The following is a 22,620-nucleotide window of genomic DNA, read 5'->3' on the forward strand; positions in this document are numbered from 1 at the left end:
GGCCGGTTTCAGGCCTGGCCTGTTACACTATTACCCATAGTGTACCCTCCCAAACCCTCCCTGCGGGAGGCTTCGGTAACGTACACCCATATAGTGTAACAGGTCATGGGTCTGCCACCCCTTGAGACGTTATCACTCTCAATCCAATAGAGCCGACAACTTTAGGGGAACTGCCAGTCCGCTTTCCGACGAATTGTGTTGAAAAGCAGCTGTTTTCGCCAATCTCGGCGCCGTTTAGCGTCGGATCTTGTCAGCCTGCCTTAGCCCGGCTTTTCTGGAGAACCGTTCGCCTACGGCGTAAGTCTTTTCTTGCAATATTGCTGATTTCTAATCGAATATGCGCAATCGTAATCGGTTTTTTCGAATGAGGCGTGTTTCTAATGACGGACGTAGAAAGGTCCACGCTGCTTGGCGGGCGATGGCTCGGCGATAACTTTGGTATCGATCCCTGCTGCGGCTTTCCCGTGACTAGCACGGTCGGTTCGCGCCGGGAGAGCCGCCATCATGGCTTTGAGAGCTACGAAGTTTATCCGGAAAGCATGCGACCCGTTGAGACCCCGGCCGGACATCTTCAGTTCCACCTGCGTTATGAGCCAACCAACCTCGAACTGCTGGCGCGGGTATTCGAGGCGTCAGGTCCTGACTTCGTGCGAGTCTGGATAGAGCGGGAACCGACGGGGCAATACGCGCGCCGCGCCGCCTTCCTTTATGAGTTCCTGACGGGACTAGAACTAGAAACCGAAACGGCGGTCGGTGGCAACTATGTCTCCGCGTTGAATGACAAGCTGGTTGTTACCGCAAACCAGAACCAAGCCATCAATATTAAAAAGTGGCATGTGCGGGATAACATGCCAGGGACAAGGTATTTTTGTCCCTCCATCAGAAAAAGCCGGCCGCTGGAACTTGCCGCAGGTTTCGACATCGCCGCCAGATATACCCGCCTGCAGGAGGATTTCGGCGATGACATGCTCGCGCGGGCGGCAGTCTGGCTCACCAATCGTGAGAGCAAGGCAAGCTTTGCTATCGAGGGCGAGGCTGACCAGACCGACAAGATTTCCCTCTTCAGCCATGTGCTGGCAACCAGAACCGGCAAGGGTGCAATCCCGCTTCTCGGTCCGGCGCTCATTGAACTACAGAAGGATATTATCGGCTCGAAGACGTTCATCAGCAGTTTCGGTCCCAGAAAATCACCAGTTTTTGTAGGCGAGAACACGATACGTGGGGAGGTCGTGCATTATGTGGCGCCACCACCGGAAGACCTGAAGAACATGCTTGATGGACTAGCGGTCTTCCTCGAAAAAACCCAAGGGCAGTCACCCATCCTACGTGCTGCAGTCGCCTCCTTCGGCTTCGTCTACATTCACCCCTTGGCAGACGGGAACGGTCGGACACACCGCTACCTCATCAATGACATTCTCTGCCGGGATAACGCTATCCCGGATGGTGTCATCATTCCGGTGTCCGTTGCCATTATGGACGACAAGACGAGCAGGCGTCACTACGATGCGATCCTTGAGCGCGTCTCAATCCCCCTGATGAGGGTCGCACGCCCGCATGTGTCTTTCGCGTCGGAAAATAAAACCTATCCGGACGGCATTCAGTCCAACCTCGTGTTTACTGGCGATGAAGCTACTCGGCCAGCTTGGCGCTATCCGGATCTTGCGCCGCATGTCGACTATCTTGGGCACGTTATCAAACTCACAATGAACGAGCACATGCAGGAGGAGGCTGACTATCTCCGACGTCACCATAGGGCACGCGGGCTAATCAAGGCCGTGCTGGACATGCCGGACAAGGATGCCGACCGCATCATTCGGAGCTTGCAGTCCAACAACTTTATCGTCGGCAAAGGCCTACGGAAAGAATTCTCAGGACCTGAAGTCATCCGACAAGTCACAGATGAAGAATGGGAAAGCTTTGTTGAGGGCGTGAGATCGGCCTTTCAGACTGACTGAAGCCTGACAGGGCGAGTAAAAGGACAAGGCGCCGTGAACCGCTCTGGATTTGACCGAAACCAATCCTCATACACCTTGTAGCTACATCCGCTTTGAGGCGTCGGAGTACTGCGCTCTGACGTCGGGAAAACGGGCATTAACAATCTGTCCGATAATCCATATTACCGGACAGGTTTGAAGGCTGGAGGAATTTTTCATCCACGTCACCTGTGGCCGCCCACACAATCTGGCAGAACCTTACGCAAGGGCCTTCTTCTGGCAAACATGATTAATGTTTTAACTCAAACCTTAATTATGCTAGGAAAATCTAGTCTCTGAAAAAGGTTGGACAGGATGAAGCGTGAGGATCTGGCCGGCGGGATCCGGGACTGTCTGCAGCGGCTGCCCGCCCCCTATGCCCAGCATTACGGGGTCGTGCCCCCGCCGCCGCCTGAAGCGGGCGTTATGCTGGGCGATGCCGCTGCTTGCCATGGGCAGGCTTTGTCCGCCCTGGGTGAAATCGCCGCCCTCGCCCGCACCCTGCCTGATCCGTACCTGATCAGCCGCGTCCTGAGCCGTCAGGAAGCCCTCAGCAGTTCCGCCCTGGAAGGCACGCACAGCACCCTCAATGAGCTGCTGGTGGTCGATGAAGACGACCAGGACGCTTCCCATGCCACCCGGCAGGTCCGCGACTATGCGCGAACCTTGGAACAGTTCCTGCCACAGGCCTCTAGCGAAGGCCCGGCCCTCTTCCGCCTGCCCACCGTGCTGGCGCTCCATCAGGCTGTCATGCAGCATGACCCGGCCTATCGCGGGACACCGGGCACCCTGCGCCGGGACGTGGTCTGGATCGGCGGGACAGGGCATATCGCCTATTCGACCTATAACCCGCCCCCGCCAGACCAGGTGGCAGCCTGTCTGGAGGCCACGCTGAACTACATGCAGGCCGACGGGATGCAGCAGATGACCCAGTCCCTCATCACCCGGATGGCCATCGCCCATACCCATTTCGAGGCCGTGCATCCGTTCAGCGATGGCAATGGCCGGGTGGGCCGCCTGCTGCTGCCGCTGATGATGGCCGCTGACGGCCAGGTCCCCCTGTATCTTTCCCCCTATATCGAGGCCCACAGACAGGACTATTACGCGGCGCTCAAACGGGCCCAGCAGCGGCTCGACTGGCCACCCCTGATCGGGTTCCTGTCAGACGCCATCATCCGGACCGTCACCGAAGTGCAGGTCACCCGGCAGGCAACCCAGGTCCTGAAGGCCACATGGCGGCAGCGCCGGGCTTTCCGCAAGGGCTCGGCCGCGCTGCGCGCGCTGGACCTGCTGACCGATTATCCCGTCCTGACGGCCAGCCGCCTTGGCCATCTGCTGGACATCACGCCCCCGGCCGCCCAGACCGCCCTCGCCCAGCTCTGCCAGGTCGGGATCCTGACCGAACGCACCGGCCATGCCCGCAACCGGATCTATGCCGCCGAAGAGGTGCTCACGATCCTCAATCGTCCCTTCGGGGAAGAACCGGCACTACCAGACCCACCGTCATAAAAGGGCCTCGCTGCACAAGATCCGTTTTGACAGCTTCAATAGAAATGGCTGGAAGTCTGTCCCATTCAGGCTTCCCGACAAAAACAGAGGTGGTCCCCATTTTTCGGACAGGGCGATAAGCTATCATCTGGCCTGAACGAGGACGGGTTTTATGGGCAAGGTTACACGGAAACGGTATGCGGCGGAGTTCAAATCACGGGTTGCCCTGGAGGCGATCCGTGGCGAACTGACGCTGGCGGAGTTGGCGTCGAAACATGGCGTGCATCAGACGATGATCGCCCAATGGAAGCGCCAGGCGATCGAAGGCATGGCAAGCCTTTTTTCTGGTAAGTCAGTAACGGAACCTTCAGTCAGCCCTGCTGATGTAGAGAAACTGCACGCCAAGATCGGCCAGTTGCTGGTGGAACGGGATTTTTTGCGGGATGCCTCTGCTCGGTTGGGCGTGATCAGAGGCGGCAGATGATTGACCCGAAGCGAGCGCGCCTGCCGATAATCCGGCAATGCACGCTGCTGCAACTCAACCGGTCGGGCGTCTACTATCGACCTGTGCCACAGAGCGAGGCCAATCTGGAGCTGATGCGGCTGATCGACGCCCAGTTCCTGGAAACGCCGTATTATGGCTCACGGCAGATGACATGGTATCTGCGCCGCCTGGGACATGAAGTGGGCCGCAAGCGGGTCCGGCGGCTCATGGCGATCATGGGCCTGCGGGCGATCTACCAGAAGCCGCGCACGACCGTGCCCCATCCGGAACATCGGAAATATCCATATCTGCTACGGGATCTGGTCATCAATCGGCCTGACCAGGTCTGGTGTTCCGATATCACATATATTCCCATGAAACGGGGATTTCTCTATCTTGTGGCGATCATGGACTGGTTCACGCGCAAGGTCCTGTCCTGGCGTCTGTCGAACACGATGGACGTGGCGTTCTGTATCGAGACGCTACAGGATGCCCTCATGCGCTATGGCGCGCCGGACATTTTCAATACTGACCAGGGGTCGCAATTTACGACACCCCGTTTCAGCGGGATACTGGAAGAGCGTCAGATCCGCATCAGCATGGATGGGCGCGGTCGCTGGCTGGACAACGTGTTCATCGAGCGCCTGTGGCGGTCGCTGAAATACGAATGCGTCTACCTGTACGCGTTCGAGACCGGATCAGAGCTGAGGGCCGGGCTTGGCAGATGGATCGCCCATTATAACGAAAGGCGTCCGCATACGGCGCTGGCTGGACGAACGCCCGATGAGGCGTATCATAACGTGCCGACGCCATCTGGTCCGGGGTTAACCCCGGACCAGATGGCCAACAGCAACGCCGTCAGAAGGGCGGCATAACAACAACCGGGTATAGCTTATCAAGCCCGCAAAACTGTCCGAACGGACGGGACCACCTCAGACGGACTGGCTTCACGACCCATCCGCTCCCGATCGAGCATCAATTCAACATCGTGGATCGTCTGAAACAGGAAACGCCGCGCCAGTTCCCGGAACCAGCCATAGACCGTTCGCCAATGCCCGAAATGGATCGGCAACATTCGCCAGCCACAGCCCGAGCGGACCAGATAGCGCACCGCGTTGATCACTTCGCGGAATTCAATTTCCCGCGGACGTCCCATGCGCCCAGGCTCAGGCATCAGTGGCGCGATCCGCGCCCATTCCTCATCCGTCATGTCAGACGGATAGCGCTTCGTCTTGCGGGTGATACTGGCCATCCGGCCTCTCTGCTCTGGCGTCCACATCCAGGGCTTGAATCACACCCTCACCGAATTTCCAAACAGGCTCTCACAGGCCATGATCTTCGTCGCCATGGGGGCCAATCTCATCCGAAGAAACGCTCATCCATGACTTTCCAAACAGGCTCTAACAGCCTGTCGGGTTGGTCATTTTGAGGGTTATAAGGCCGAGGCTGACCCGGCTTATGCCGCCTGAAGCCGTGCCATTCTTTTGCAGTTGTATGCGAGAGCGACGAGTGTCCATTCGGTCGTGACTTTTGCAAGGCTGCGCAGACTGAACCTTCTGAAGCCCATGATGCTTTTGATAATTCCAAAGACCGGCTCCACGGTCTGTTTTCGTAGTCTGTAAACATCTCCGGCTTCTGTGGTTTCCAGTCTCGCCTTCATGGCGAGCCGCCAGGGTTCGGTTATCCGGCGTGGCTCCTTTGCTTCGGGATGGGGTCGGAAGTCGTAAGGCCTGCGGGCACAGGGCCGTCCAATGGCGACCAGCGGATCAATGCCCTTTTCCTGCAGTTTCCGGACCGCCTGTCCGCTGGCGTAACCGGTGTCGGCAAGCACCTTCTCCGGGAGACCGATTGTGTCTTCCATCGACAGCACCGTGTCGGCAAAGGATGGCGCATCCGCTGACGTGGCGACAACGTCGGTTGTCACGATCAACTGACTGCCTTCGGCGCAGACCACGGCCTGGGCATTGTAAGCCTGCCGGAACTCGTGAGCGTCCGAACGCCGCATGAGGCGGCTGTCGGGATCGGTCAGACTGATCTGCCGGTCGGGTGGTGGTGGTTCATCATCGGGCGGTTTGGGCGCCCGGCCGCGACGCCCTGTTTTTGCGTCATACACCGCCTTCTTTTTCTCGTATGCCGATCGCGCCGCCTCGGCCTGCGCCTTCGCATCTGCTTCCAGCCGGGCGCAGGCTTCGTCCAGCTTCGCTTTCAGTGTTTCCCGTCGGGCAAGCGCTTCCGGCAATGCCTGCAGATCGCTGTCTATGGCATCTGCGTGCTCCGCCTGGTCCATCAGTTTCGCGATATCCACCGCCAGCTGTTCGCGCAGCGCCCTGATCCGGTCGTAGCGCAGGGAACGGTATTTCGAAGCGTCGGCATCAATTTTCGTGCCGTCGATCGATACTACACCCAGACGCAGCAGACCCGCCTCGCGCGCCAGAAGCAGAACCTGCGCAAATGCAGCTTCAATGGCGTCCCTGTTCGTCCGGCGGAAGGTCGCAATCGTATCATGATCCGGATGCAGGTTCGCCGTCACGAAGCGCACCCCGATGTCGCGATATGTCGCCCGCTCGATCCGGCGTGAGGAAAACAGCCCGTTCGCATAGCTGAAGATCAGAAGGGCCAGCATCAGGCGCGGATGATACTGCGCCCTGCCTCCCGTGCGCACTGGAACGCAGAACGCACTCATCGGAACCCGCTCAACGGCGGCGACAACGAAATGCGCCATATCGTCAGCCGGAAGCCACGACTTCAGATCAGGCGGCAGAAGATACGGCTGAGACCGGTCAAACGGGATGAAGCTGCTCATCTCACCACCTTACAACCTTACCCCTTCACTGGGTACCCCAACCCGACAGGCTGCTAGGGCGCGGAGTTTGTCAGTCGGGATCTGGATCCATGGGCGTATCAGAAAGGGGTCGTGCTCGACTTTTCCGGCCCCGGCAAGCCGACCGACAACAGCTTCATCGAGTCCTTCAATGGCAAATTCCGGGCCGAGTGTCTGAATACGCCCTGGTTCATGAGCCTTGACCCCGGAAGATTCCAGTTCGCGCTGGCCCAAATTCGGGGAACACGTCAAACCTCGACCGCTGGCAACGCCGCCTGAAGGCAAAATACGATGAGAGCCGGAGAGCCAACCGCGCTGACAAAGCCCAATGCCTATGCCTATGCCTATGCCAGCATCGTGGCGCGGCCATACACCGAGCTTCGACCGTCTAATGAACAACTGTGCTGCAATCCACCAGGGGCTAAACTCGGATGGCAACCCAAGTCGGGATCACCCGTTCTGCCTGACTCTACAAAAATGAGCCATCATCGTATCCACAGTCATGATATATTGCCTGACCCGCGCAATATGGCCCCTCCTCCACGCCGACCAGGATAAACGAGAATAGCATGGCAATAAAAAAGACACTAAAAGAGACTCACGCCCATCCGGAAAAGGAACAGCGTCCTTTCATCATTTCGTCTTCTCACCTCGCTTCTCCCGGTCAGGAAGATGTCAGCGAATTCGAATTTGCACTTACGGTTGTCAACCATGCGTTCCAGCGCTGGGTCGCACGTGGCATGGCATCTGCCGGATTGCCGGAACTCTCCCCGCTCGATGCCCTCATTTTGCATAGTGCCAACCATCGCAACCGGAGCAAGAGCATCTCGGATCTGATGTTCACCCTCAACCTGCCCGAACGCCATTACCTGAACTATGCCATGAAGAAACTTGATGAGTTGGGCCTGATCGTGCGCACCCGCCGTGGCAAGGAAGTTTTTGTGGGCGCAACGAAAAAGGGGCAGGAATACTGCGAAAAATATGCCCGCATCCGTCGCATATGCCTTCTGGAACTGATGCCCGCCGACAGGCAGGTAGGCGATGTTGCAATCGAAGATGTTGCAAAGGCCCTGCGCGTCCTTACGGGGCTTTACGAACAGGCATCACGTTCCGCCGCATCCCTGTGAGGGTGTTCCATTCATATAGTCGCAATCGTTCCAACTGGCTCACCATACCCGACAAGCCCGCCTTCCGGCAGGGGGGTCAGTTTCAGGGTGCCCGAGGATGGGGCAAGGACAGGCAGTCGCATGGCTCCGACGATTACAAAACCCACGATCACTCCCGCCCTGACCGTTTCACCATCTAAAATATCCGGCATGTGCTGGAAATGGCCTATTTCCGGGCTCAGGACGGGCGTTGCGGCAACAGGCACACTGTCAGGCGCGCCCACAGGTTCCAGGCAAAGGCGCAGGCTGGTCTCGCCCTGCTGGTAATCCAGAACCGTGATGCCATAATCGCGCATCCGTTCGGTAATCTGCGATAGCATGTCAAGAATACTCATGCGTGGCCATCATCCCGCTTCATGGACTTTTCAAGATGGTGAATGCTGACGGCCCCCTTCCTGAAGGCCGGGTCGTCCATCAACCGTCGATGGAAGGCTGCGGTAGTGGCAACGCCTTCGATCGTCATTTCCTCCAGGGCCGCACGCATGCATGCCATCGCATCCGCACGATCACGGCCATGGGCAATAATCTTGGCAATGAGCGAATCATACTGCGGCGGGATCGTATAACCATCATAAAGCTGGGTATCAACACGAATACCGGGGCCTCCGGGGGGGCGCCACGTTTCAACCCGACCTGGCATGGGCTGGAAAGTATCAGGATCTTCCGCCGTTATACGGCACTCGATGGCATGTCCGCGCAGATTGATGTCGGCCTGTGTCATTGAAAGCGGCCGCCCCATGGCAATCAGGATCTGTTCACGCACAATATCCATACCCGTGACCATTTCCGTTACCGGATGTTCAACCTGAACCCGGGTATTCATCTCGATGAATGAAAATGTATCGTCTTCATACAGGAACTCGAAAGTACCCGCGCCAACATATCCCATATCAAGACAGGCCTGAACGCACCGTTCCCCCACGTTACGCATGGCCTCGGGCGATATGCCGACAGGGGGGGATTCCTCGACCAGTTTCTGGTGGCGGCGTTGTATGGAACAGTCCCGCATGCCAAGCCAGACGGCATTGCCTGCCCTATCGGCAAGGATCTGGACTTCGATATGTCGTGGATGCTGAAGATAGCGTTCTGCATAAACGGTGCGCTTGCCAAAAGCACGCCCGGCTTCCTCCTGCGCGGCAACCACGGCGGCCTCAAGCCCCGTCCTATCATGAACAACACGCATGCCGCGGCCACCACCACCATTAGCGGCCTTGATGATCAGCGGATAGCCAATATTGTCCGCAATGGCATGGATTGCCTGCGTATCTTCCGGCAGCGCATCATCTGATCCCGGCAGGCACGGCACACCGGAGCGATGCATCTGCTGCTTGGCTGCAATCTTGTCACCCATCAGGCGCATGACAGCGGCATCGGGTCCGATCAGCACCAACCCGGCCTGTTCCACCGCTGCCGCAAAATCCGCATTTTCCGACAGGAAACCGTATCCCGGATGGATCGCATCCGCTCCAGTCAGGATCGCTACACGAATGACCCGTTCAATATCCAGATAGCTCTGCGCGGATGCAGCAGGGCCGATACAGACCGCCTGATCCACAAGCAGAAGGTGAGCGGATGCGGCATCGGCCTGTGAATAGATTCCAACACTTTCCACACCTGCAACGCGACAGGCGCGTGCAATACGTAATGCAATTTCACCCCGATTGGCGATCAGGACGCGACGGATGTCACACATTCAGCGGCTCCACGGTAAACAGGGGGGTTCCCGGTGCGACCGTCTCACCGTTCTTGCATAATATGTCCAGCACAGTGCAGGAATATTCAGCTTCAATGCGTGTAATCGTCTTCATGACTTCAAGGACGTAAAGTGGCTGGCCTGCTTCCACTTCCTCGCCGGGCTGGACAAAGGGCGGCGCGTCGGGTTCGGGGGCCGTATAGAACTGACCATGCATGCCAGCGACAATGGTCTGGGAAGCGTTTTTTGCAACGGAAGGAGACTTGGCAAGAGTCACCGGCACCGGGACGGATGGCGATGGCGCCGCAGCATCCCGGCAAAGATGGATGCGTGTGCCCTGCTCGGTCATATCGAGTTCCCGAATGCCCAATGCCTGCATCCAGGCCATCAGTTGTTCCAGTCGGGCGAGATCAACAGACATGACGCTTTCCTTTCAGATCATCGTCCTGATGGCAATTCCGGCGGCCTCCAGACCTTCACGGAGTTTCTGTGAGAGTTCTATCGCTTCTGCATTATCACCATGTACACATATCGTATCGATCGGGGTGGGCAGGATCCTGCCCGTAATGGTCTCGATACCACCGCCGCGCACCATCCTTATGGCCCGCTGTGCCGCAAAATCCGCATCATGCAGAACAGCGCCGGCCTGCCTGCGCGATACGAGCTGGCCGGTTTCAGTATAGGCACGATCAGCAAATATCTCGGAAAAGACGCGCATGCCCCGCTCACGCCCCATACGGTCAAGCGGGCTCAATGCAATCGCAACGATTGGCATGGCTGCATCCACGGCACGGACGGCATTCATCACCGCTGCCGCAATTTCCGGCTCCCGTTCCGTAAGGTTGGCAAGTGCACCATGTACCTTCACATAGCCTATCTGATGCCCCGCGTAAGTGGCCAGTGCCTGCGCAGCACCCAGTTGGTAGGCAATAATCCGCTCGATCTCGCCTGTTGAAAAAGGCAGGACACGGCGCCCGAACCCCCACCGGTCCGGAAAGCCAGGATGCGCGCCAATGGCCACATTCCTCTCCCTAGCCATGCGAAAGGTGGCCGCCATGATTTCCGGATCCCCTGCATGGAAACCGCAGGCAATATTGGCCGAGGTCACAATATCCAGCAAAACGCTGTCATCACCGATGGTATAGGGGCCGAACCCCTCGCCCATGTCTGCATTAAGATCGATGGTTTTCATGCCGGACATGATTGTGATCTCCAGGGAATGAGCGTACGGCGCAGGGAGGCCAGTTCTACAATCAGTTGTTCCGAACGGAGCGCCTGGGCGCGCATTTCGGTCACGACCTCTTCACGCGTGACTTCGACAAAACGGACAATACTGCCTACCGATGACTGCGCGAGCAGCCGCAGGTCCGGTTCGACCACGGTTGCAATCTTGGGATATCCGCCGCATGTATTCGCGTCGGCCATCTGAATAATCGGCTTGCCCGATGGGGGAACCTGAATGGTACCAGGCACGATGCCATGGGAAAACAGGCCAAGCGGCACGGCAAGATCAAGCGAAGGACCATCCAGCCGGTAGCCAGTGCGGTTGATACTGGGTGTAAGGGACCAGATCCCACTTTGCAGGGCGGCGCGGGCCTGCGGCACAAACATTTCATATTCGGCCGCAGGCAGTATGCGCACGACCGTTTCCTCCGCACATGGCAGGGAGAGTGGAACGGCCAGTCCGTACCCCCCCTCCGGTATCATCATGGATGCCGGGTGGCAGGGCAGCATATCCCCCTTGTTCAGGGCACGGCCATGAAAGCCCCCGAACCCACCCTTGAGATCCGTTGAACGCGCGCCCAATACAACAGGCACGTCAATTCCGCCTTCAATCGCAAGATACATGCGCGCCCCACGTAATGGGGGCGCGATGGCGAGAACCTGCCCGGGCTGGGCCGTGATCGCCCAATTTGCCGGCAACATCCGTTCATCAAGCCTGACCGGGCCACATGCCCCGGTCAAGGCAAGATTGACCCGCTTATGGAAACGGACGCGAAAGGGAAAGAAAGCAATTTCAATGCCCGCATCATGGGCATCATTGCCCAACAGGGCATTCCCCACCATGAGCGCGCAGGCGTCCATCGCCCCGCCGCGCGCCACCCCCATAGTCATGGCGCGCGGGCGGCCCAGATCCTGGACCGTATTCAGCGCGGAGCCCGTAAGAATTTCAATCATGTTACGTCCACAAAGCGAACACTGTCGCCCAACTGCAAAAAGCATGGCCGGGATCGTGACGGGTCAAACAGGTCCACATCGGTGTGCCCGATAACATGCCAGCCGGAAGGCGCAGTACAGGGCATGATACCGGCATGGCCCCCACCAATAATGACCGCTCCTTTTTCAACCTTCAGGCGGGGTGTATCCCGACGCGGCAACGCAAGGCGGGAGTCCAGTCCAGTAAGATAAACAAAGCCCGGCATTGCCCCGATTGCGGCAACGCTGTAACGGGCCGAGGCATGAAGTTTGATGACTTCGGCCACACAAAGACCGGCATGACGCGCCAGAACGGCAAGGTCTTCACCAGTTTCCCCATCATAGATGACAGGAATTTCAATCTCCCGCCCCGATATCGCGTGCGGGGTGGCCTGCTTCCACACCTTCTGCACGACCCGGGTCATCTCATCGGGGTCGCTGTGCAGGACGTCGAACGTCACCAGTAGGTTATTGACGCCAGGCACAGCCTGTATGATCGCGGCTTCCCGTTCCAGTTGTTGTGCCGCATCCCAGATTCGCCTCTGGAGGCATTCATCAAATACCGGTCCGGCAATATCAAGCAATAGTGCGCCTGCACCCTCCATACTTATACGCATGGCGGTACCAGGCCGTTTGCATCCTGATGCATGGTTTCGGGAATCTCCTGATAATCAAACGTATGTCGGAAAACCGGACCCGGCACGGCTTTCATGCGCCGTGCCCCATGCCTGTCCATGCGTTTCCCCCACAACGCAAAATAACCGGAACCCGTTCTGAAGCGATCTTGCGATAAATACATTGATGACAATTCACCGTGATGGAAAACGTGTCCGAAACAGCCACGCATGCAGTCCATCAGCCCTGTTCTGGCCGCCGGGAATACCAAGAGTAACCACAGACGGAATAGGGAAAGCAGCACAACGTGACGATTTCATATATAAATCATACACATCTTGACGCTGGAATCAAACGCTCTTCCACCGTCCGCATGGCACGCGGAAACGTGGACCGGAGTCATCATGATTCGCTTGATTTCGGGATCGCATCATGTGTAATTTATATCTGTTTCGGATATTTTGCAGCAAACCTGCATATCCGGAACATGCACCCATCCCGGCCGTGAGTTCCCTTTGGTCCGGCATGCGAGAAAAAGGCAGTCATATTAATGCAGGCTCACCCTTCCCTGCTGACGTTATTCGGTCTCGCCGTAATTGTGATTGGCGTAGGAGCCCGGATCAACATCATGCTGGTCATCATCCTTAGCGCATTGACAACCTGTCTATGCAGTGGTGTCTCCCTTGTAACCGCAATCGCCACCATCGGGCATTATTTTACGGCCAATCGTTACATGACCATCCTGTGGAGCATCCTGCCACTGGTAGGGCTTTTGGAACATGCGGGCCTACCGCGGGCATCGCGGACTTTTATCGGCAGGCTTGGGGTCAGTACACCTGGGCATGTGCTGTGGCTGTATTTTCTCCTCCGGCAAATTTCCGCAGCCCTCGGCCTGACTTCGCTGGGTGGCCAGGCACAGATGGTACGACCACTCCTGGCCCCCATGGTTGAAGAAGCGGGAGAGAGAATGGGCAGACGGGCCATATCAGAAGAACTCAGCCAGAAATTGAAGGCAGAGGCTGCTGCAGTGGATAATATCGCCGTTTTTTTTGGCGAAGATATATTCCTTGCCGTTGCCTCCATCCTGCTGATGGAAACGGTCCTGGAAAATGCAGGACTGAGGATTTCTCCCTGGCATCTTTCATTCTGGGCCATCCCATCCGCCCTGATGGCGGCCATAGTCACTTATGTACGCATGAAGCGGCTTGATCAGGCGATCGGACGCCGCAGCGAACCATGATCGGTATTGACTGCATCTATACAGGGCTTGGCTGTTTTTTCCTCTATGCTGGCGGCCGTTCGCTATGTAGCGGATTCACATTTCGCTCCATACTGGAAAGTATATTCTGGACGTTATACGGGTTGAATTTCCTTTTAGGAAACCTGTTTTCGGATTTTGCAAACGGCCTTCTGGTTCTTCTTCTGACAGCCCTAGCAACAGGCATGGCATGTGTGCCGAAATCAAAAGTCATTGCGGCTTCTCCAGACACCCCACGGACAACGCCCCAAGCCAGCTTGCCTGCCGCAAGCGCTGATAAACAACCGTCCTCCCTTCTATTCGTGCCGCTTCTGAGTGTGCCATTATTTGTTGTAATACTGACATGGTCGGGCACGTCGGTTCATTGGGGCGCCCTGCCGCTTATCGATCCACAGCGCCTTAGTCAGGTCGCCTATGTCATTGCCGTCATGATCGGTCTGGGGGTGGCCTATGCCATCATCCGTCCACGCCTGCTTACTCCATTTAACGAAGGTGTGCGTCTGTCCCGTCAGGTTGGCTGGCCAGTGCTTCTTCCCCAGATGCTGGCGGCACTTGGCGGCGTTTATATGGCTGCTGGTCTGAACACGTCGCTGTCACATATGATTGAACATATCCTTCCATCAGGCGCACCACTATGTGCAACGCTTGCCTATACTGGAGGTACTGCCCTGCTGACCATGCTGATTGGTAACGCCTTTGCTGCCTTTCCGGTTACATTTGGCGCAATCGGACTCCCGTTTCTGGTAACCGGCTTTGGCGCGTCTGCCGCGATGGTTGCCGCCATCGGCATGCTGGCCGGTTTCTGCGGCACACTGGTCACGCCAATGGCGGTGAATTTTAATATCGTGCCGGTTTCCCTTCTTGAACTGCATGACCGCTACGCGGTCATCCGTACGCAGGCTACAACTGCGTTGATCCTTTTTATTGGCAATACACTTCTGCTTTATCTCATGATTCGTCTCTAGGAGAAAGAATGTGTCTGTACTTGACCAATCCCTGTCCGAACATTTTGCGCGTGTTGCGCGTGGGCATGTAACACGTCCTTTTCCTACCCTCCCTGCCCTGGTCCTGCGTAGTGCGAGTGACCTGCGTTTACCTCAGGAAATCCATCCCATTTTTTTTGGTAGTCTGGACTGGCATTCCTGCGTTCATGGTTACTGGCTGCTGACGCGGCTTTCACGTCTCTTTCCCGATTTTGCTGCACGGAACAGCATCGAAGACCTGTTTGCAAAACAGTTTACCGATGGGAATGTCGCCACGGAGACGGAATATTTCTCCATCCCTCTCCATCATGGATTCGAGCGTCCATACGGATGGGGATGGGTTCTGCAACTTTCGGCAGAACTCAAGAACCACCCTGTATTAGGAAAATATCATCAGATCTTTTCCCCTCTGGCAGCACGGATTGCAGAACTTTACCGTGCCTTTCTTCCGGTCGCATCCTATCCTGTCCGGGTTGGCACCCATTACAACAGTATGTTTAGCATGTGGCTCTCTCTCGATTATGCTGAAAAGGAATCAGATCCTGTTCTGAAGCTGTTGATCCATAAAAAAGCATTGGAATGGTTTTCTAATGATGCCGCCTGTCAGGCATGGGAGCCTTGCGGTGACGAATTTCTGTCTCCTGCCCTCGTGGAAGCCGCATTGATGGCACGGATACTGGACCGTGAGAGCTTTGCTACCTGGTTCAACACGTTCCTACCTGGCCTGGATAAAGGGCAACCCGCAACACTCTTTACCCCGGCAGAAGTAACAAATCGCGCTGATGGCAAAATCGCACATCTGGACGGTCTCAATCTGAGTCGCGTGTGGTGCTGGCGGCAGATCCTTGCCAAACTACCCACATCCTGGCCAGCACGGGACCGCGTTGACGCGGCCTGCGATATGCATCTGGCCGCCAGCCTTCCCCATGTAACGGGCGATTATATGGGTGAACACTGGCTGGCTACCTACGCGGTCATGGCCTTACAGAATTAAACATAAATTATATTTTCCAAATTTGTTTATATGGAACACTCATCGTCTGAAGGTCACATGACCTTCAGACGATGGAAGAAAATACACTCCTGACAGACTTTTCCATATACGCGGAATATTATGTAATGACTGCAGGCAGACATGATTGCATGGATAACATTATACCGACCTTGCAAATGGACTATTGAAAACTCCCATTCAGACAAAGCGCTTTATTGTCTTTCAGATCACTGAATTATCTGCCGATTCTATAATATATACTACCCTGTTTTTATATGATTGACACAGAAGAGTATTTTCAGAAAGCCAGAAAAAATCTCAGTAATCTCTGATTCCACTTTTTCATATGTGTCCAAAACGCAACGTCTTCCTGAAATTATAAAGCTCAAGCGTGACCATCGATCTATTGGATCGATTCATATTGATTACGGTTCCATAACGTGTATGGTTTATGTGTAAATTATATACGTTTCAACCGCACATCTGTAGATCCTGATCGTAAACTACGTAAGGGGATAAAGCATGAAACAGAGACTGGGACTGAAACAGGTCCTTACACTGGGCGTGACGCTTAGTTTCTACGCCCTTAATATGTCAGCAACCCTGGCAGCTGATGTAAAAAAACCGGAAAAATCAACAACAAAGCACATCGTCACATCAACTGGAAAACAGAAAACAACCCACGCCGGAACTGCGACTTTAAAACCCTCTTCCGAAACATTGCAGGTCAGTAGCGCCCGTGTTCGCACTCATGGGGCCGAACAGGCTATTACACGTGACACACTGAACAAGTTTGTCAGCGGTACAAGCCCACTACAGGTACTTGGCCAGACGACGCCAGGGGTCAATTTTGGTTCTGACGATGCCTTCGGTCTTGATACCTACGCAAATGCTTTATACGTGCGGGGTTTTAACGAAAGTCAGATCGGCTTTACCCTCGACGGCATTCCACTGGGTGAACAGCGCTATCAAGTCTGGAATGGCTTGAGTATTGATCAGGCCCAGATACAGGAAAATATCAGTGGCATGACCCTGTCACAGGGTGCAGGCGCGCTGGAAACACCATCTGCCCAGACATTGGGCGGAGCCATCGCTTTCACCACATCGAACCCTGCAGACAAGGCTGGCGGACGGGTAGGACAGACGTTCGGCAGTTATAATATGTTCCGCACATTTGCACGGGTAGACAGCGGTGTTCTCAACTCAACCGGAACAAAGTTTTACGTAGCCTACGCACGCACTGCCCAGAACCTTTGGAAAGGGTATGGCGATCAGGATGATCAGCAGGTCAACTTCAAGCTTGTGCAACCCATAAAAGACATTGGTAGCATAACAGCCGTATTCGATTACTCCAATTTTACCCAGTATGCCTATATGGGCCTCACAAAAGGTATGTGGGAAAAGTTGGGCCGCAATACGACTTACCTCAAACCGAACTATGCATTAGCAAAAGAATATGCCGCAGGGGTGCATAGCGGCGTTGTCCCGCCCGGACTGCAGGGAATCACCTCATCAGAACTGGGAGATTTCGCTTATGATGCAGCACGGGTACAACGCAACTATCTCTCTGCGATTACAGGAAATTTTCAGATATTTCCTAATGTCAATATGAATACTGTGGCTTATGCCCAAGTCTCGAGTGGGAATTATGACGGGACCAATCCGTTCCTGACATCACCTTCTTCGGGCGTACCCATGGCATTGGGATCGGGGCATATTGGTGTGCGTCGTATCGGTTTTACTCATGGATATAAGATTAAGGCGGGTAAAAACCTTATTTCCACTGGCCTGTGGTATGAAAATGACAGTTTTTCCTATCCCATGCGGTTATATGAAGATGGCGTGGACGCTGCGCATGCTTCCAAGTCCGGCCTGCTGGCCTCACAGGCCACAACCTGGTTTGATGATGAGTTCAGCACGAATACATTCCAGTTCTACCTGCAGGATACCTATCATATTCGCCCTCATATGACATTTACGGCAGGCTTTCGTTCCCTGCTCCAAGACACCCATGGCGGGACCAGCATAGATAATAGTGCCAGCCTTTCCGCATGGAATGTGTATTACAGTCATCCGGCAGAAGGAAGCATGACAGCTGCAAACGCTTTTCTTCCACATTTCAATTATGACTATGAATTCCTGCGCCATCATGAAATATATATCGATATTGCCGAAAACATGCATGCGTACGATTACAATACGCAGAGTTCAAGCGGTACGGCCTGGGGAGCACTGGGTACGTCCGCCCAGTCGGCACAGACCGTTTTCAATCAGAACAAGAAATTGCTGAAACCGGAACGGACCTGGAATTACGTTATCGGTTACCGTTACAATTCAAAATTCCTGTCCGCCAGTGCAGACTTCTACCATACTGACTACTACAACAGGCTGGCTGCGATTACCGAAGGGTCAACCGGAAATACCTATGGTGCGTTCGTAAATGTCGGACGTGAAACCATGAATGGTGCTGATGTCCAAGCAGAAATCCGTCCGGCCAAGGGCCTGGCCTTCATGAACAGCTTCAGTTGGAATGACGCGCAATATGAAGACAGTCATCTGCCCTATGGCGGTTCAACCGTTAACATAAAAGGAAAACATCAGGTTTATTATCCAAAGTTCATGTACAAGACAAATGTATCCTATAATTACCAACGTGCTACATTCAATTTTAATGTTACCTATACAAGCTCGCGTTATATGACTTATACAAATGACGAAAAGATACCTGCATACTGGAGTTCAAACCTAAATATGTCCTACGATTTTGGAAAAATCGGGTTTGCACAGAATATAAAGTCATCTTTTGGCATCAGTAATCTGTTCAACAAAAATTATCTTGCTGGCGTATATGGAGCTGCATCGGTATCAGGCGATAACAATGCAAATCTATTTGTTGCGGCACCACGTGAATTTTTTGGCACCATATCCGCGTCTTTTTAAAAAGCTTCCCGGAAGGGTTCCTGTTTTCCCGGTAGAAGTGGTCCCCATTTTTCGGACAGGGCGATAAGCTATCATCAGGCCTGAACGAGGACGGGTTTTATGGGCAAGGTTACGCGGAAACGGTATGCGGCGGAGTTCAAGTCACGGGTTGCCCTGGAGGCGATCCGTGGCGAACTGACGCTGGCGGAGTTGGCTTCGAAACATGGCGTGCATCAGACGATGATCGCCCAATGGAAGCGCCAGGCGATCGAAGGCATGGCAAGCCTTTTTTCTGGTAATACCAACGGTTATGGGCACTGACCTGTGTGAGCCCACTTTCTAAGACCGATGGATCGAATGGTGTCAGGCAAGGCGGCAAGATTATTCCAGGCGGAACAGGCGGCGTCGATGATGTGCTCGATGCCGTCGAAGACGGTATTGGCCAGCCAGTTGGCGCGCAGGAACTGCCAGATATTCTCGACCGGGTTTAGTTCGGGAGCACGGGACGGCAGGAAGATCAGGCTGACATTGCGGGGGAGCTTCAGTTTATTGGTGGTATGCCATCCTGCGCGATCGAGCAGCACGACGGCATGGGCACCGCGGGCGACGTAGCGTGAGATCTCCTCGATATGAAGTTGCATGCTGGCGGTGCCGACGAACGGCAGCACCAGGCCGGCAGCCTTGCCGCGCGCCGGGCAGATCGCCCCGAACAGCCAGGCATTCTCGTAGCGCTGGTCAGCCGGTTGGCGTGGTCGCGTGCCGCGCCGGGCCCATTGGCGGACGATGCCGTTCTTCTGGCCGATGCGGGCTTCGTCCTGAAACCAGATCTCGATCGGCTTTCCCTTCGGCAGGTGGCCGATATGGGCACTCAGGATGCGGGGGAAGTTTTTTTAAACGCTTCCATGACGGCAGGATCCTGCCCCGGATGACGCGGCCGGGCGCTGACATGGGAAAAACCAAGACGTTTCAGCAAAGTGGAAACATGCCGTTCGTGGTAGATGACGCCGAAGCGCTCCCTGATCACGCGTTGCAGATCAATCCGGCGCCAGCGCACCACACCGTCACGCTGCCGATCAGGCCCGGCCTCGACCAGCGCCTTCAGTTCGGCCTGCTGTGCCCCGTTCAAACGGCAGGCTGGTCCCGGATGCTGATAATCGCGCAGGCCATCCGGCCCTTCAGCATTGAAGCGGTGGACCCAGTCCCGCAGCGTCTGGCGGTCCATGCCGCCCACGCGGGCCGCATCCGTCCGGCTCGCCCCGTCACGGATTGCTGCCAGGGCCAGAAGCCGACGCGCAGCGTTCGCCTGCCGGCTACGCGCCGCAAGTCGCCTCAGATCAGAGGCCGAATAGTCATCCCGTAGCTTCACCGCCCTCGTCATCAGCCAGATCCTCCCGCATCAAGAGAATCAGAGCCAGCGCCGTTTGTCACTTCACACACGAGTCAGTGGCTACGTCCTTTGGTATAAGTCAGTAACGGAACCTTCAGTCAGCCCTGCTGATGTAGAGAAACTGCATGCCAAGATCGGCCAGTTGCTGGTGGAACGGGATTTTTTGCGGGATGCCTCTGCTCGGTTGGGCGTGATCAGAGGCGGCAGATGATTGACCCGAAGCGAGCGCGTCTGCCGATAGTCCGGCAATGCACGCTGCTGCAACTCAACCGGTCGGGCGTCTACTATCGGCCTGTGCCACAGAGCGAGGCCAATCTGGAGCTAATGCGGCTGATCGACGCCCAGTTCCTGGAAACGCCGTATTATGGCTCACGGCAGATGACATGGCATCTGCGCCGCCTGGAACATGAAGTGGGCCGCAAGCGGGTCCGGCGGCTCATGGCGATCATGGGCCTGCGGGCGATCTACCAGAAGCCGCGCACGACCGTGCCCCATCCGGAACATCGGAAATATCCATATCTGCTACGGGATCTGGTCATCAATCGGCCTGACCAGGTCTGGTGTTCCGATATCACATATATTCCCATGAAACGGGGATTTCTCTATCTTGTGGCGATCATGGACTGGTTCACGCGCAAGGTCCTGTCCTGGCGTCTGTCGAACACGATGGACGTGGAGTTCTGTATCGAGACGCTACAGGATGCCCTCATGCGCTATGGCGCCCCGGACATTTTCAATACTGACCAGGGGTCGCAATTTACGACACCCCGTTTCACCGGGATACTGGAAGAGCGTCAGATCCGCATCAGTATGGACGGGCGTGGGCGATGGCTGGATAACGTGTTCATCGAGCGTCTGTGGCGGTCGCTGAAATATGAATGCGTCTACCTGCATGCGTTCGAGACCGGATCAGAGCCGAGGGCCGGGCTCGGCAGATGGATCGCCCATTATAACGAAAGGCGTCCGCATACGGCGCTGGCTGGACGTACGCCCGATGAGGCGTATCATGACGTGCCGACGCCATCTGGTCCGGGGTTAACCCCGGACCAGATGGCCAACAGCAACGCCGTCAGAAGAGCGGCATAACAACAACCGGGTATAGCTTATCAAGCCCACAAAACTGTCCGAACGGACGGGGCCACCTCAAAATATACATAAAATTATTATTTGGTATCGAAATATATATATCAATCTTGAAAGGTACCCAAAATTTTGATATATAAAACTGCATCATATATGTGAATTGATGCAGAAAAGAACATTGATATGAGCTACGACATAACAGGCATAGCAGAGCGATTGCAAGCAGCGCGCAAAACCAAGGGGTTAAGCCAACGCGAGTTGAGCGAGTTGGCTGGGGTGCCTCAAGCGCAGATTTCCCGGATCGAAGCAGGAACTGTCGACCTACGCCTCTCAAGCTTGGCCGCGCTCGCTCATGCCCTTGATCTGGAGCTTGCTCTTGTTCCACGCAAGGCTGTGGCCGTCGTGCGTTCCCTAAGCCGCGATGCGATCAGCTACAACCGCAAAGACGTCGTTGCAATCCAAAAGGAGATGCAGCGAATCAGTGAGACAATGCGCGGCATCCAAATGAGCATGCCAGACCTCGAAGGACTTCAGCGACTTCAGAAGTCTATCTCCGACTTGCACCGGTTCCGAGTATCGATGCTCGACCTCGAGGAAATGAAAAAACTGCGTCACATAATTGAGCAGATCGGTCGTCCAGGAAAAGAGATGGTCTCACTCAATGAAAGCCTCAAAATAATGCGAACGATCCGCAACAAGGCTTCACATGATCCGCTACCCGATAGCGGAGATACCCTATCACGTCCGGCCTACTCTCTTGATGAGGAGGACGATGATGCTTGATGTTTCCTTCCTGACCGTCAAACTCCATGGCAAACCGATCGGGACACTCACGCATCTTGGCGATGAACGATCTATATTTACGTTCAATGACGCCTATATTGGTAACGCGGACAGAGAAACGCTCGGTTTGTCCTTCAAAGACCAGTATGGGGAGTTGCGGAACGACTTCAGGCCGATCAAGGTGAAGCTCATGCCGTTCTTCTCGAACCTGCTTCCTGAAGGTCGTCTCCGCAGCTATCTGGCAGAAAAGGCGGGCGTCAAGTAATCATCCGGCGAGAGACGCGGGCGTATTCAGGCGGCGATGGTATTGTGGACCTGCTGGTGGGCTTTCCAGTGCCAGGGCAGGAGTTCATGGAGGCGTGGATTGGGAATGTCATTGATCCGTGCCAGGACATCAGCGAGCCATGCCTGGGGATCGACATCGTTCAGGCGCGCGGTGACGATCAGGGAATACATGGCGGCGGCGCGCTCTCCGCCACGATCGGACCCGGCGAGCAACCAGGCTTTCCTGCCCAGGGCGATGCCGCGCAGGGCGCGTTCTGCTGCATTGTTCGTCAGACAGATACGGCCATCTGTGAGGAATCGTGTGAATGTATCGGCACGCCGTAGAAAATAGTTCATGGCGTGGGTAACGGGATTTTTGGTCGACATGCGCCGGCAACACTCCCGCATCCAGTCGAACAGATCGTCGACCAGAGGGGCTATGTCTGTTTGACGGACTGCCAGCCGATGTTCTGGGGGCGTACCGTTGATGGTGCGCTCGGCTTGGAATATGGC

The 22,620-nt window shown here is 55.5% G+C and carries 19 protein-coding genes and 4 pseudogenes; 13 read left to right on the plus strand and 10 right to left on the minus strand.

All coding sequences use genetic code 11. The features are described 5' to 3' along the window. Positions 1-380: 380 nt before the first annotated feature. The 3 genes from GXY01S_RS13795 (at position 381) to GXY01S_RS13810 (ending at position 4,820) form a co-directional block, all read left to right on the plus strand. Positions 381-1,955: a Fic family protein gene (locus tag GXY01S_RS13795; protein ID WP_019087542.1), complete on the plus strand. Its 1,575-nt coding sequence runs from the start codon at positions 381-383 to the stop codon at positions 1,953-1,955. A 333-nt stretch (positions 1,956-2,288) separates the two neighbouring features. After that, positions 2,289-3,482: a Fic family protein gene (locus GXY01S_RS13800; RefSeq protein WP_061275968.1), complete on the plus strand. Its 1,194-nt coding sequence runs from the start codon at positions 2,289-2,291 to the stop codon at positions 3,480-3,482. A gap of 151 nt (positions 3,483-3,633) precedes the next feature. Beyond that, positions 3,634-4,820, plus strand: a protein-coding gene (locus tag GXY01S_RS13810; protein ID WP_156470317.1) for an IS3 family transposase whose coding sequence is annotated in 2 segments (ribosomal slippage) — positions 3,634-3,904 and positions 3,904-4,820 — 1,188 coding nt in all. Because the reading frame shifts where the segments join, the coding sequence is not laid out codon by codon here. A gap of 59 nt (positions 4,821-4,879) precedes the next feature. Here the strand turns inward: GXY01S_RS13810 and GXY01S_RS13815 are convergent. Beyond that, a pseudogene (locus GXY01S_RS13815) lies at positions 4,880-5,224 on the minus strand (transposase); the annotation flags it as partial. Positions 5,225-5,401: 177 nt separating this feature from the next. Beyond that, the gene (locus GXY01S_RS13820) at positions 5,402-6,748 is read right to left on the minus strand and encodes an IS1182 family transposase (protein WP_061275972.1); all 1,347 of its coding nucleotides are present in this window, start codon (positions 6,746-6,748) and stop codon (positions 5,402-5,404) included. A gap of 57 nt (positions 6,749-6,805) precedes the next feature. Between GXY01S_RS13820 and GXY01S_RS17370 the strand changes: the two are divergent. Together GXY01S_RS17370 and GXY01S_RS13830 are read left to right on the plus strand one after the other, a co-directional pair. Then, positions 6,806-6,979: pseudogene (locus tag GXY01S_RS17370) on the plus strand (integrase core domain-containing protein); the annotation flags it as partial. Between the two features lie 356 nt (positions 6,980-7,335). After that, positions 7,336-7,893 (plus strand): winged helix DNA-binding protein, encoded by a 558-nt coding sequence (locus GXY01S_RS13830; RefSeq protein ID WP_110570458.1) that lies wholly within the window; start codon positions 7,336-7,338, stop codon positions 7,891-7,893. 11 nt (positions 7,894-7,904) lie between these two features. Here the strand turns inward: GXY01S_RS13830 and GXY01S_RS13835 are convergent, their stop codons facing one another. The 6 genes from GXY01S_RS13835 to pxpB are packed head-to-tail and all read right to left on the minus strand — an operon-like array spanning position 7,905 to position 12,438. Further along, positions 7,905-8,267: a hypothetical protein gene (locus tag GXY01S_RS13835; protein WP_061275975.1), complete on the minus strand. Its 363-nt coding sequence runs from the start codon at positions 8,265-8,267 to the stop codon at positions 7,905-7,907. Then, entirely contained in the window at positions 8,264-9,625 is a 1,362-nt protein-coding gene (gene accC / locus GXY01S_RS13840) for an acetyl-CoA carboxylase biotin carboxylase subunit (RefSeq protein ID WP_061275977.1), read from the minus strand. Before accC ends, GXY01S_RS13835 begins: the two co-directional genes overlap by 4 nt. Further along, positions 9,618-10,046 carry an acetyl-CoA carboxylase biotin carboxyl carrier protein gene (locus GXY01S_RS13845; protein ID WP_061275979.1) on the minus strand — a complete coding sequence of 143 codons (429 nt, stop codon included), beginning with the start codon at positions 10,044-10,046 and terminating at the stop codon, positions 9,618-9,620. Before GXY01S_RS13845 ends, accC begins: the two co-directional genes overlap by 8 nt. Before the next feature lie 12 nt (positions 10,047-10,058). Then, on the minus strand, positions 10,059-10,826 hold the full coding sequence (locus GXY01S_RS13850) for a LamB/YcsF family protein (protein WP_061275982.1): 768 nt from the start codon (positions 10,824-10,826) through the stop codon (positions 10,059-10,061). Then, complete coding sequence (locus tag GXY01S_RS13855; RefSeq protein ID WP_061275984.1) at positions 10,814-11,803, minus strand: 5-oxoprolinase subunit C family protein; 990 nt, start codon at positions 11,801-11,803, stop codon at positions 10,814-10,816. The genes GXY01S_RS13850 and GXY01S_RS13855 overlap by 13 nt, the downstream gene beginning before the upstream one ends. After that, the gene (gene pxpB / locus GXY01S_RS13860) at positions 11,800-12,438 is read right to left on the minus strand and encodes a 5-oxoprolinase subunit PxpB (protein WP_061275987.1); all 639 of its coding nucleotides are present in this window, start codon (positions 12,436-12,438) and stop codon (positions 11,800-11,802) included. The genes GXY01S_RS13855 and pxpB overlap by 4 nt, the downstream gene beginning before the upstream one ends. A gap of 548 nt (positions 12,439-12,986) precedes the next feature. On the opposite strand from pxpB, the gene GXY01S_RS13865 reads away from it, so the two are divergent. From GXY01S_RS13865 to GXY01S_RS13885, 5 genes and pseudogenes are all read left to right on the plus strand, one after another. Continuing rightward, entirely contained in the window at positions 12,987-13,676 is a 690-nt protein-coding gene (locus tag GXY01S_RS13865; protein WP_082770884.1) for a 5-oxoproline transporter, DUF969 family subunit, read from the plus strand. Further along, positions 13,673-14,659 (plus strand): 5-oxoproline transporter, DUF979 family subunit, encoded by a 987-nt coding sequence (locus GXY01S_RS17375; protein WP_082770885.1) that lies wholly within the window; start codon positions 13,673-13,675, stop codon positions 14,657-14,659. The genes GXY01S_RS13865 and GXY01S_RS17375 overlap by 4 nt, the downstream gene beginning before the upstream one ends. A 10-nt stretch (positions 14,660-14,669) precedes the next feature. After that, entirely contained in the window at positions 14,670-15,671 is a 1,002-nt protein-coding gene (locus tag GXY01S_RS13875; protein WP_061275991.1) for a DUF2891 domain-containing protein, read from the plus strand. Between the two features lie 522 nt (positions 15,672-16,193). Beyond that, positions 16,194-18,611 (plus strand): TonB-dependent receptor family protein, encoded by a 2,418-nt coding sequence (locus tag GXY01S_RS13880; protein WP_255210451.1) that lies wholly within the window; start codon positions 16,194-16,196, stop codon positions 18,609-18,611. Positions 18,612-18,710: 99 nt separating this feature from the next. Continuing rightward, a pseudogene (locus GXY01S_RS13885) lies at positions 18,711-18,887 on the plus strand (transposase); the annotation flags it as partial. A gap of 11 nt (positions 18,888-18,898) precedes the next feature. Here the strand turns inward: GXY01S_RS13885 and GXY01S_RS17380 are convergent. Further along, positions 18,899-19,968 (minus strand): IS630 family transposase gene (locus GXY01S_RS17380; protein ID WP_110570502.1). Its coding sequence is split into 2 segments (ribosomal slippage): positions 18,899-19,482 and positions 19,482-19,968, totalling 1,071 coding nucleotides; the frame shifts between segments, so codons are not numbered across the junction. A gap of 85 nt (positions 19,969-20,053) precedes the next feature. On the opposite strand from GXY01S_RS17380, the pseudogene GXY01S_RS13900 reads away from it, so the two are divergent. The 3 genes and pseudogenes from GXY01S_RS13900 to GXY01S_RS13910 all read left to right on the plus strand — a co-directional run. After that, a pseudogene (locus GXY01S_RS13900) lies at positions 20,054-21,063 on the plus strand (IS3 family transposase); the annotation flags it as partial. Between the two features lie 180 nt (positions 21,064-21,243). Further along, positions 21,244-21,843: a helix-turn-helix domain-containing protein gene (locus GXY01S_RS13905; protein ID WP_061275999.1), complete on the plus strand. Its 600-nt coding sequence runs from the start codon at positions 21,244-21,246 to the stop codon at positions 21,841-21,843. Next, positions 21,833-22,108: a HipA N-terminal domain-containing protein gene (locus tag GXY01S_RS13910; RefSeq protein WP_061276001.1), complete on the plus strand. Its 276-nt coding sequence runs from the start codon at positions 21,833-21,835 to the stop codon at positions 22,106-22,108. The genes GXY01S_RS13905 and GXY01S_RS13910 overlap by 11 nt, the downstream gene beginning before the upstream one ends. Positions 22,109-22,134: 26 nt before the next feature. On the opposite strand, the gene GXY01S_RS13915 is transcribed toward GXY01S_RS13910, so the two are convergent. Further along, the coding region (locus GXY01S_RS13915; RefSeq protein ID WP_156470319.1) for an IS66 family transposase at positions 22,135-22,620 on the minus strand (486 nt) is incomplete at its 5' end.

Source organism: Komagataeibacter xylinus NBRC 15237 (assembly GCF_001571345.1).
In the GTDB taxonomy this organism is placed as follows: Bacteria; Pseudomonadota; Alphaproteobacteria; order Acetobacterales; family Acetobacteraceae; genus Komagataeibacter; species Komagataeibacter xylinus.